Annotated in this window: 13 protein-coding genes and 2 pseudogenes; 10 read left to right on the plus strand and 5 right to left on the minus strand. The window is 40.1% G+C overall.

Annotated features, from left to right (window positions below; genetic code table 11):
- Window positions 1-388: 388 nt before the first annotated feature.
- Entirely contained in the window at window positions 389-520 is a 132-nt protein-coding gene (locus C7B70_RS28560; RefSeq protein WP_255409378.1) for a hypothetical protein, read from the plus strand.
- A gap of 134 nt (window positions 521-654) precedes the next feature.
- The gene (locus tag C7B70_RS23840) at window positions 655-903 is read left to right on the plus strand and encodes an AMIN domain-containing protein (protein ID WP_106371412.1); all 249 of its coding nucleotides are present in this window, start codon (window positions 655-657) and stop codon (window positions 901-903) included.
- Here C7B70_RS23840 and C7B70_RS23845 read toward each other — a convergent pair.
- Window positions 900-2,012, minus strand: a pseudogene (locus C7B70_RS23845) (IS630 family transposase). The gene C7B70_RS23840 and the pseudogene C7B70_RS23845 overlap by 4 nt on opposite strands.
- 56 nt (window positions 2,013-2,068) lie before the next feature.
- Window positions 2,069-2,290 (minus strand): hypothetical protein, encoded by a 222-nt coding sequence (locus C7B70_RS28945; protein WP_339376697.1) that lies wholly within the window; start codon window positions 2,288-2,290, stop codon window positions 2,069-2,071.
- Window positions 2,291-2,315: 25 nt separating this feature from the next.
- Between C7B70_RS28945 and C7B70_RS23855 the strand changes: the two genes are divergently transcribed.
- The 8 genes from C7B70_RS23855 (at window position 2,316) to C7B70_RS23890 (ending at window position 9,746) form a co-directional block, all read left to right on the plus strand.
- On the plus strand, window positions 2,316-2,750 hold the full coding sequence (locus tag C7B70_RS23855; RefSeq protein WP_106371414.1) for a transposase: 435 nt from the start codon (window positions 2,316-2,318) through the stop codon (window positions 2,748-2,750).
- 199 nt (window positions 2,751-2,949) lie between these two features.
- Window positions 2,950-3,165 carry a DM13 domain-containing protein gene (locus C7B70_RS23860; RefSeq protein ID WP_106371415.1) on the plus strand — a complete coding sequence of 72 codons (216 nt, stop codon included), beginning with the start codon at window positions 2,950-2,952 and terminating at the stop codon, window positions 3,163-3,165.
- A 119-nt stretch (window positions 3,166-3,284) separates the two neighbouring features.
- Complete coding sequence (locus tag C7B70_RS23865) at window positions 3,285-3,767, plus strand: DM13 domain-containing protein (RefSeq protein ID WP_106371416.1); 483 nt, start codon at window positions 3,285-3,287, stop codon at window positions 3,765-3,767.
- Window positions 3,768-3,889: 122 nt separating this feature from the next.
- Window positions 3,890-4,606: a DUF4079 domain-containing protein gene (locus tag C7B70_RS23870; RefSeq protein ID WP_106371417.1), complete on the plus strand. Its 717-nt coding sequence runs from the start codon at window positions 3,890-3,892 to the stop codon at window positions 4,604-4,606.
- Window positions 4,607-4,623: 17 nt separating this feature from the next.
- A complete protein-coding gene (locus C7B70_RS23875) occupies window positions 4,624-6,039 on the plus strand; it encodes a HAMP domain-containing sensor histidine kinase (RefSeq protein ID WP_106371418.1) in 1,416 nt (471 codons plus the stop codon).
- A 3-nt stretch (window positions 6,040-6,042) separates the two neighbouring features.
- Window positions 6,043-6,717 (plus strand): response regulator transcription factor, encoded by a 675-nt coding sequence (locus C7B70_RS23880; protein WP_106371419.1) that lies wholly within the window; start codon window positions 6,043-6,045, stop codon window positions 6,715-6,717.
- Window positions 6,718-6,821: 104 nt separating this feature from the next.
- Window positions 6,822-7,286 carry a nuclear transport factor 2 family protein gene (locus C7B70_RS23885; RefSeq protein WP_106371420.1) on the plus strand — a complete coding sequence of 155 codons (465 nt, stop codon included), beginning with the start codon at window positions 6,822-6,824 and terminating at the stop codon, window positions 7,284-7,286.
- Between the two features lie 177 nt (window positions 7,287-7,463).
- Window positions 7,464-9,746: a glycosyltransferase gene (locus tag C7B70_RS23890; protein ID WP_106371421.1), complete on the plus strand. Its 2,283-nt coding sequence runs from the start codon at window positions 7,464-7,466 to the stop codon at window positions 9,744-9,746.
- 165 nt (window positions 9,747-9,911) lie between these two features.
- Here C7B70_RS23890 and C7B70_RS28950 read toward each other — a convergent pair.
- From C7B70_RS28950 to C7B70_RS27315, 3 genes and pseudogenes are all read right to left on the minus strand, one after another.
- Window positions 9,912-9,992 (minus strand): annotated as a pseudogene (locus tag C7B70_RS28950) (hypothetical protein); the annotation flags it as partial.
- A gap of 17 nt (window positions 9,993-10,009) precedes the next feature.
- Window positions 10,010-10,198: a hypothetical protein gene (locus C7B70_RS27310; protein WP_199192509.1), complete on the minus strand. Its 189-nt coding sequence runs from the start codon at window positions 10,196-10,198 to the stop codon at window positions 10,010-10,012.
- A 153-nt stretch (window positions 10,199-10,351) separates the two neighbouring features.
- Window positions 10,352-10,600, minus strand: coding sequence for a helix-turn-helix domain-containing protein (locus tag C7B70_RS27315; RefSeq protein ID WP_199192511.1), 249 nt, complete (start codon window positions 10,598-10,600; stop codon window positions 10,352-10,354).
- Window positions 10,601-10,761 lie beyond the last annotated feature (161 nt).

Raw genomic sequence — 10,761 nt, forward strand, 5'->3', positions numbered from 1 at the left:
TCCTTTCGCAGGCATTGTCCTTGTACTTTGAAGATTTCAGACTTTAATTTTATACTCTTTAGAAGTCTATTAGCTTACTACCAAGTGTGGAGACGAATAGATACATAAGCTGTATCTTTTTGTAGCCAAACAAATAGCCAGGTAATTTTAAACAACGAGATCAGCAACACGGGCGATCGTTTTTGTTACAAGTTTTTGGTTAATTGACGCTTTAACAGACAGCAGGCTACGCCCAAAAATCTCAAATTCCTCGTTACGTCACTAATTTAGTAACAAATACTATTGTCAATAGTCCCACCTTATATAAAATAAATACTGAGAATAATTTTTAACTAATCTCTGTCGATTTTTTATGGTGATCGGGTAGCAAAGGCGCGTGGGTAAATAAATGAAATTGAGACAATCAGTGTGGGTATTGCTCCTAGCAGATTTTATGGTGGTTTCGATGACCAATGCAGTTCAAGGAAAAAAGCACCATCAATTTAGCGATCGCAATATAAATGCGAAAAATATTCAATAACTAACTATATTATTAGTTTAGTTTTTATGCAAATTTGAGCGCGGGACTGGCAGCGCTATTATTTTTGCCACAAGAGAAAACGCTTCCTCACAAATGTATTAATTCCTATTTATTTTGGTGTGAGTCAATAAAGCATGAAATCACAATTATTAACTTCTTTTTTACTAGCAGGAGCAGTAATTTTAATCTCGCAGCCAGTATTTGCCCAGGCTATAGAAGTTACCAAAGTCGAAGTGAATCCAACCGAAAACGGCATTGAAATAATTTTAGAAACTCCAGCCGGGGAACAGTTACAAGTATTACCAAGAATTGATGGCAATACCTATATTGCTGACATCCCAAATACACAACTGCGCTTACAAGGTAAGCTGATGGACACTTAACTTGCAATAACTTTATTACCCTTATTTTGGATGTTTCTGTTCCAGTTAATTACTAGCTCTCCTTGATTGAGCAATCTCTCTAGAATCTTTTCAAGTTGGTTGATGGACTCAAATAACCGATGGGCAATGAACTCTTTACAAGAATGCCATACTAATTCAATTAAATTAAAGTCTGGGCTATAAGCTGGTAAAAAACAAAGCTGTATATTTGGTAGTGATTGCGCTATTTTATCCATGATATCTTGACGCTTGTGATAACTGGCGTTGTCTAAAATCACTAAAACTCTCGGACCTATTTGTTCATAAAGCTCCGGTTTAATCCTTTGTTTGATCCATTCAGCTTTAATAAACTGATTTAGCTTCTCTAAAGACTCAAAAAAACTCTCGCTATTACCATTATCTACAAAAAAGCTCAAGTTTTTTCTATCATGATAACGTAATCCGCCCATCACATTTATTTGCCCTCGGCGTGCGTTTACCTGTCACTTTTTGTCTTTTTCCTCGAAGTGTCCAGCACTTACGTCGTATTACCCTTAAACTGAAACCAGTCTCGTCCCAAAACCATACCTGAAAAAACTCTGGTGCTACAACTCCAGCTTTAAAATAAGTCTCTAATTTCTCCCAAAATATCGTTCTTTCTGCCGGATTTTGCTTAGATTCTAGGCTGTACTTTGCCCAGATATAAACATAGTTTTTTTTTTGCAATATTCGGCTAATTTGTTTGCTACTTAATTTAATTCCTGTCTGCTGTTGCAGATACGTTGATAATCTTTCCCCAGTCCATCTGCCAAATTCATAACCCAATTCATGAGGAGTTACTTCCACTACTTCTAGCAATAATTTAATATATTGCTCTGTCGCCTTTCGGTAATTTCCTTGCTGTCGTTTGTCTTTTAAACTCTCTAGATTGTCCGGGTCTCCATGCACACACCAGTGCGCCACCGTTCGATACCCACCCGATAAAACTAGCAATCTCTTTATAAGTCTTTCCGTCATGAGCGGAGTAACAATATCAGGGCGTGTTCTCTTAATCTCGAACAATCATTAGAGCGCACCAGAGTTTGCAATCTTTCTTTTTGTTCAAGATTTAGAAATCCTTTTGCAGGCATCACTCCCTCCAAACCCTTGTACTTCAAGTTTTTATTTTATACCTTCTAAAGGTCTATTAGCTTAGCAATGCATTTCGCCAAGATAACCCCACAGAGGGAATTACTGCGGTAACAGTGACAAACGGGAATGCCAATAGTATCCGCGTGACAGTCATAGGTTTATCGGGTGTGCCGACAGCAGAGTTGTTTGATAGTGATGAGGGGCTAGTTTTTAGCTTGACATCAGTTGGAAATAATACGCTGAGACAGGGGTTTTGCTTGGTTTGACCAGAACTCATGCTCGTTCCCCTCGTGGTATGAGAAGTGTATGATTTGAAGCCCTTTTATCGAGGGGCAAGGGTAACGGTGATTGGCGCAATCAGCTTGACTCATGTTGTAGCATTGATGACTCTAGATGGGTCTATGGATGGCGATGCTTTTAAAGTTTTTGTAGAAAAGTGTCTAGTGCCTCAGTTATGGTCAGGGGCGGTGGTTGTCATGGACAATCTTCCCGCTCACAAGATAGCTGCCATTGAACCAATGATTAAAGCCGTTGGTGCAAACGTGCTGAATTTATCACCGTATTCTCCAGATTTTAACCCCATCGAACTTTGGTGGTCACAACTCAAGTCCTTCTTACGTCAATTTTCTCCTCCGACTACAAACATAGTTGATATTCTCATTGCCACTGCTCTTGATTTAGTCAATCCTAAACATTTACGCAACTGGTTTGCCAACTGTTGTTATTGTACTCAATAAACTTGCAACTTGCTGTATCCCTCATTTGTCACTTTCGGAAGATTAAAATCTGAAACCTTTTGTGAATAAGGATTTGGCAAAGTTGACCTAAGTGAGTTCATTTGTTGTGAAATTAAGCTTGAAAGCCTTACATTCCAAGCTTGTTCAAGTCTTGATTTATTTTGTGCTTACCCAGAGTGACAAATGAGGGGTATATGTAATTCTCCACCGCTCCGATAATGTGCTTGTATCTAGTCAGCCTCCAGCTTACCCACTCAAAGAAGCAGATTATGTCACCGTTGATCGCTTGCAAAAATATAGGGATAGCCAACGTTATGCTATTCCTCAAAATATTAAGCTAGAAAACTATCAATCGGCGGTTATTTGGTGTCGCTCTTTTAATGCTACTTTTGGAACGGCTAAACTCAGTAGTTAAATGAGAATTTACTGAGAAAAGCATGAGTATTATTAAATCCGCTTCTTAACAGCGATTAATTCTGCATCTACTAAAGACTTATACAGTATGAAAGTAAGTTTTTTCGGAAATTTAAAGCCATGAAATTGAAATATTTGGTATTTAGTGTTGCTACTGCTCTCGTTCTTGGTGTAAGTGGATTGCCTTCTCATCAACTATCAGCACAAGCTGGAGAAATGTCTCGTCCACAAATGAATGACGGGGCAGTGTCTAAACAAAAGACTGGTATGTTTGTTGCCGCAGAACATCCTACTCAAGGAGCAGTAAGTATTATTAACGAAAAGGGTAAACGCTACCTAGTATTTGACAAAACCTTTAGGTCAGATATGGGCCCAGACTTGCACGTTATCCTCCACCGCGATGCTACATTACCAAAAGGTGGGTTAAAAAAGGCTGATTATGTTACTCTCAGCCGCTTACAAAAAGTTAGCGGTACTCAACGTTATGCGATTCCCAATAATGTTAACTTGGCAAACTTTCGTACGGTAGCTGTATGGTGTCGAATGTTTAATGCTACTTTTGGCTATGCTTTGTTACCCACAACATCTACAGCCCAGCGTTAATCATAGCTGTTTAAAGTGCGATCGCGGGTAACTCATCACCTATCCGCAATGCCCGATAATTTTGCTTTCCTTTTATAGTATGAACGTGTCGGTCAAATTCTATTTTTATACTGAGGTTTCGTATGGTAGAAATTAAAGACGCTTTTACTTTATTACATCCAGCGATCGCAGTTTTCTTTGTTTTTCCGCTCATTGGTATGGTTATTAACCTAGCATGGCAAACTCGTCAGCGCCGCTTGCAAACAAAGGTTGAGGGGAAAAGTAAAATTCCGCCTGTCGTTGGCGCAGAACATAATCGCTTGGGAAATTGGCTAACATCCGCCGTTGTAAGCATTGCTTTATTGGGAATCGCTCACCCAATTATTAAAAACATTTTGACTAATGAATTAGTAAGTAAAGAGCCATTTCAAGTAGCATTTATTGGGCTAATGTTCGTTGCTACTATTGCCTCCTTAGTGTTTCTTTACAAATCAAGAGACAAACTTTGGCGGGGAGTATTTGCTACTTTAGCGGGTGCAGGTTTAGTTATTTTAGGCTGCCAAGATGGAGTTTACAGGCTTTCAAACGAGTGGTACTGGTCGCATTATTACATTGGGATTGTAGCGGCATTATTGATGATTTTTTCCTTGGCGATCGCACCTTCAATTTACAAAGACAAATCCCATCGCTGGCGCATAGTTCACACCGTATTAAACTGCATTGCCCTACTACTATTTATCGGACAAGGACTAACCGGAACGCGAGACTTATTAGGGATTCCTCTAAGCTGGCAAGAGCCTTATATTTATCAGTGTGACTTTGCTAACAAAACTTGTCCTAGCTCACCACCAAAAGGATAGAAATTTATAGAGTAGCAGTGCAGAAAATTAAGAAGCTTTGGCAGAAAATAGATCCTTTTTCCTTGCAAGTGCGCTTGACCATTGGCATTACTGCGGCTTTTGCTGTAGGCGTGGGTGGTATTGCTGTGTGGACAACTTGGCAAATGCAGCAAATTTTAATTGATGGTCACAAGCAGAATATAGAGCAAATTGCTCAACGTTTGCCAGGAGACGTAGAAGTTTACAGCGAAATGTTTTCTTTAGAAATAGGGCTACAAAAGGCGATCGCTAACCGCAGTACAGGTAAAACTTTAATATGGGTTAAACATAATAATAGCAATAACTCCATAGAAAATTTAGTCCCCAATGACGAAGCTTCCATCAAATTGATGTCGTTAATGCGATCGCCTCTGAGTACCAGAGTGTACGAGATTGGCGATCGCTATTTTGTAGTATGCGGGAAATTCTTACAAGTTAAAGGACAGCAATTGGGATTATTATTTGTAGCGCAAGATATCTCTTATGAGCAACGGATGTTTTCATCCCTAGTTCAAAGTTTGGGGATTGTCAGCCTAATTGCTTTAATAATTATCACCATTGCGATCGCTATTTATATTAAAAAATCGCTGCAACCATTGCGCCGCATCAGTCAACTAGCTGAAACTATATCTGTAAACGATCTAAGTCAAGCAAGGTTGCACCTCCATCGCGCGCCGACGGAAGTTAAAGAGTTAGCCTGTACCTGTGACATGATGCTAGATCGTTTATCTGAGGCGTGGGAGCAACAGCGTCAGTTTGTCGGTAATGTTTCTCACGAATTGCGTACACCTTTAACGATTGTGCATGGTTATTTGCAAAGCGTCCTCAAACGCGAAACTAATTTAACTCCAACTCAACGAGAAGCCTTAGAAACCGCCGAAATAGAGGCACAAGGCACTATTGGTTTATTGCAAGACTTGCTTGATTTAGCTAGAGCGGATGCTGGTTACTTGCATATTCAAATTGAATCATTAGTGCTGAACGATTTAGTTATAGAAGTAGCAGCAATGGCAATGCAGCAACACGATCGCATTATTACTTTAGAAACTAGCCGCGAACAAATTTTAGTTAAAGCTGATCGCAGCCGCCTCAAACAAGTTTTAATAAATTTGTTTGACAACGCTGTTAAGTATTCTGACTCCCACTTGGCGATCGCTGTAGTATTAGATTTAAAAGCAGAAAGTACCTTAATTCATGTTTGCGATCGCGGTTTAGGCATTCCTTTGTCACAGCAACATCTCATTTTTGAGCGTTTTTACCGCGTTGATGAAGCCCGCAATCGTTCTGCTGGCGGCTGTGGGTTGGGTTTATCGATTGTGAAAACTTTGGTTGATAGTATGGGTGGTAGCGTTACAGTCCGCTCTAAACTAGGAGAAGGTAGCACTTTTACGGTAACTCTACCCAGTGCAGCATAATTTATGACAGCACATATTTTGCTCGTAGAAGACGAAATTAAATTAGCTAAGTTTATTCAATTAGAATTAGGTTATGAAGGCTACGAAATTAGTGTAGTCCATGACGGCGTAGCGGGATTGACCGCAGCGCGAGAATTGCAAGTTGACTTAATTATAATAGATTGGATGCTACCGGGCTTATCAGGGATAGAAATTTGTCGCCGCTTGCGGACTACGGGTGACAAAGTCCCAATTATATTATTAACGGCAAAAGACGAAGTAAGTGATCGCGTTGCTGGTTTAGATGCGGGAGCAGATGATTATTTAGTTAAGCCTTTTAGTCTTGAGGAATTGTTAGCCAGAATCCGCGCACGGCTGAGACAAGGGCAAGAAATAGACGCAGATATGCTAGAGTTTGCAGACCTTAGTTTAAATCGGCGATCGCGGCAAGTGTATCGCGGCGAAAGATTAATTGAATTAACCGCTAAAGAGTTTGATTTGCTGGAATACCTGCTAGTGCATCCTCGGCAAGTGATTACGCGCGATCGCATCTTAGAAAAAGTCTGGGGCTATAACTTTATGGGCAATTCCAATATTATTGAAGTTTATATTCGTTATCTGCGTTTAAAGCTGGAAGCAAGGGGAGAAAAACGTTTAGTTCAAACTATTCGTAGTGTGGGATATGTGTTACGTGATTAGAGAATTTATAAGTAAGCTTGTTGCTCTCCTAAACCCATTGCTACGAGCAATTTATATATCTAGGGTCGTTACCCATCCACTTTGATAATGTGAAGCAAGGTACTATGAGAAAAACTTGGAACAGTTTGTATGTATGGCTAAATTTAGGACTGATCTTTTACGCAACTTTTAGCATAATTTTCTTTGCTAATCAATACAAGAAGCAAGCAGAAATGCGGACTTTAATTAACCAAGCTAGAGATGCTTGGGTTGCTCGTGACGCTGAGGCTCTAGCACAGTTATTTACCCTTGACGGTGAAATTGTCGTCCCAGGGCAAAGGTGGCAAGGGCAAGTAAAAATTCGAGAACAAGTCGCCCGTTTTGCTCATCATTACTCAGACGTGAAAATTGACATTAAGCGAATTATAGTTGAAGACAATCAAGCCTCGGTAGAGTGGGATTACGCAGATACTGAAAAGGCGACCAACCTACGCAACAAAGCTGATGATGTAATTGTCGTTGATTTCAAAGACGGGCGAATTAGCCGATGGCGTGAATATTTTGACACTAAAACGCCACTGATTCCTTGAATTTTAAGTTTTTAATCAGGCAGCGTATTTATTCGCTATTTAAAGCAGAGTAGAGCGACTGGATTAACTTACTTAAGTTTCGTCGTGGTACTAACCTCTAAAAGAAAGTGACGAATTAATCAGACGTATCATAGTTTCCTGATTATATTAAATTTCAAATAAGATAAAAATCATAGTATGAAAAATTCTAATCGTATTAAAAAAGCTTTAAACAATCGCGATCGCTCTCAGCAAGTTATGCAGCCGCCACTTGCAACTTTACTTCTATTGGGTGTTGTATTTGTATCTGGTGTGGGCGTTGCAGCCTGGTTTGCAGGGGTGGGGGTAATTCAGCAAGTTTTTACCCAAATTCAGTTAATGCAAGACAACCCGCCGATGTGGCTAGAAACGCCGATGGTGATGGGTAAATATTTACTCGCACCTACGATAATGCTATTTTTAATAGCGATCGCCGTGATGAAAATTTCTCCTCTTCCTCAAACTTGGTCGCGGGTGCTAGTAGTGTGCATTTTATTGGGTTTGACCATTCGTTATATTTTATGGCGAAGTCTTTCTACTTTAAATGTAGCTGACCCCCTCAATGGCTTTTTTAGCTTAGGGTTATTTTTTCTAGAAATGTTGCTGCTTGTAAATGCCACACTTCAGTTATTTTTGATGCTAAGAGTAAAGAATCGCCAACGTGAGGCAGATTTTTTAGCGTTGCAGGTTTTAGATGGTAGCTTCTATCCATCTGTTGATATTTTAATTCCAACTTATGATGAGCCAGAATTTATAGTGCGCCGCACAATAATTGGTTGCCAAGCTATTAATTACACTGATAAAAAAATATATTTACTTGACGATACTAGACGTTCAGAAATGAGACAACTGGCATTAGAGTTAGGTTGTGAGTATCTAACCCGTCCTGATAATCTTTATGCTAAAGCCGGAAACCTAAATCACGCTATTCCCCAAACTAATGGAGAATTAATTGTTGTTTTTGATGCCGATTTTGTCCCAACTAAAAACTTTTTAATTCGCACGGTAGGATTTTTTCAAGATGAGGAAATAGCCCTTGTTCAAACTCCGCAAAGCTTTTACAACATTGACCCCATTGCCCGTAACTTAGGCTTAGAAAACGTGCTAGCACCGGAAGAAGAAGTATTTTACAGACAAATTCAGCCGATTCGTGATGCTGCGGGTAGTGTGGTCTGTTCGGGAACCTCTTTTGTTGTCCGGCGCAGCGCCCTTGAAGCTGTGGGAGGTTTTGTCACCGATTCTGTAAGTGAGGATTATTTTACAGGCATTCGTATATCTGCTCTAGGATATCGCTTAGTTTATCTAGATGAAAAATTAAGTGCTGGTTTAGCTGCGGAAAATATAGCTGCCCATGCTTTACAGCGATTGCGTTGGGGAAGGGGAACCTTACAAGCATTTTTTATTAAGGCTAATCCTTTGACTATTCCCGGACTGCGACCTTTACAAAGATTAGGACACCTAGAAGGTTTGCTGCATTGGTTTACCAGCATATCTCGTGGAGGATTCCTAGTTGTACCTTTAGCCTATTCATTTTTAGGGATTATTCCTCTTAAAGCCGCCCCTACCGAATTGCTGTATTTCTTTTTGCCCTATTACGTAGTGCAATTAACAGTATTTTCTTGGTTAAATCAGCGTTCTCGTTCAGCGTTGCTATCAGATATTTACACTTTAGTGCTAACTTTACCTTTGGTAATGACGGTTATTCAAGTGATGCTAAATCCCTTCTCAAAAGGATTTAATGTAACGCCAAAAGGAACTCGCAACGACAACTTTTATTTCAACTGGAGATTAGCTTGGCCTTTAATCCTCTTATTTATTCTTACAGCAGTGAGCTTATGGTGGAATTTAGGTATGTCGGTGATGAGGGGAGCGATGATGCCAGCAATGGCACCAGAAATTGCCGAGCAACTTAGAGGTATTAATTTAGGCTGGATTTGGAGTATTTACAACCTGCTATTAATTGGTGTTTCTTTACTAATACTACTGGATGTCCCTAAACCTGATTTACACGAATGGTTCGATCTGCGGCGGTCAGTACGGTTAGATGTCGCTGGACAAACCTTGTGGGGCGTAACAACAAAAATTTCTGAACTTGGTGCTGAAGTCGCGCTTACTCAGTTAGGGCTTCCGATCCTTCCCAAAGGAGAAACCTTGCCAGTAACCGTAGAAATTTTAGAAGAAAAGATGCTTTTGCAAGGACAAATTACTCAAACTGGGGTCAGCGATCGCTTTCCTAGCGTGCAAATAGTATTTGAGCAGGTAAACCCCTCTCAACATAGGGTTTTAGTAGAGATGTTGTTTTGTCGTCCCGGACAGTGGAAACGTCAAGATACCCCAGGAGAATTGCAATCTCTGTGGTTGCTGTTAAAAATATTACTTAAGCCCAGAGTTTTATTTGACCGTCAACAAAAAACAAGTGTGGTTGCTGTTTCCCAGGTTTAGCGATCGCCATTAATCGGCTCTCGGCTCAACCCCTAAATGTTAGAAAAGGGGCGATCGCTTACTGGGTTGAAAGCCATGTTTTTAGTAATAAGTAATTAGGTTTCGATTTGCCTGAGCATCTTCTGTCACAACGATTAACAACACATTGCACTCCCTTTGATGAAATCACTGCTTGACTCGGTCAATGAGTACCCCACCAATACCTACTCGCCGTGCTTCTGGTAGAACGTACAAATCTTCTAGTTCAGCATGACGATTAAATTCTAATCCTTGAGAGGTTGTAAGCTAATAGACTTCCCTAACTCGAGTCCTATCGCCGCACCATCAACACTTGGCGGCATATTTGGGATGCCATCATCAAACAACACAGCATAATACTTGCCCGTACAAGTCATACTAACTGTTACCATCTTCAAAACCCCGTCAAAAGTGCGGTGAAGTTTACCTGACACTTCGCCTATTTTAGGTAGCTTGATAAATCCGTCTAACAGCTTGACTGATTGTGAGTATTGAATAGACTGCTTACCATGTTTGCTTTTGAAGTTAGGATATTTTGCCCTACCTGCAAAGAAGTTGATAAATGCGAAGCTCTGCGGATAAATGATTCATCCCGCAAGACTTCGCGCCCTAGATAGATTCAAACTAACAGACTGCAACACTTGTGAGTAACAATCGGTCAGCCAAGGAAACTCAGCTTTGAGTGCTGGCAAAAGGTGATTATATCCCTGCCGAGATAAGCCTTTACCTGTTGCTTTATAAGTTTCGTTATTCAAGTTCAAAGCTCGATTCCACCACCACACAGCACAACCAAAAGCACGCGCGAAAGCTTCTTTTTGGGCAGCAGTTGGATAAATTCATACCTTGACAACATTTCTCATCGCTTGATTCTATCCCAAACCTTGTTCGTGATTTAATAAATAAAGATTTAGTAATGTAACTAAGTAGACGGTTACAATAAAATATAAGATAAAAGAGATGTGTTTTCTGCACGGGGACAATTTTTTAAATGCCTGCT

Origin of the sequence: Chlorogloea sp. CCALA 695, from assembly GCF_003003885.1 — a bacterium.
In the GTDB taxonomy this organism is placed as follows: domain Bacteria; phylum Cyanobacteriota; class Cyanobacteriia; order Cyanobacteriales; family Chroococcidiopsidaceae; genus Aliterella.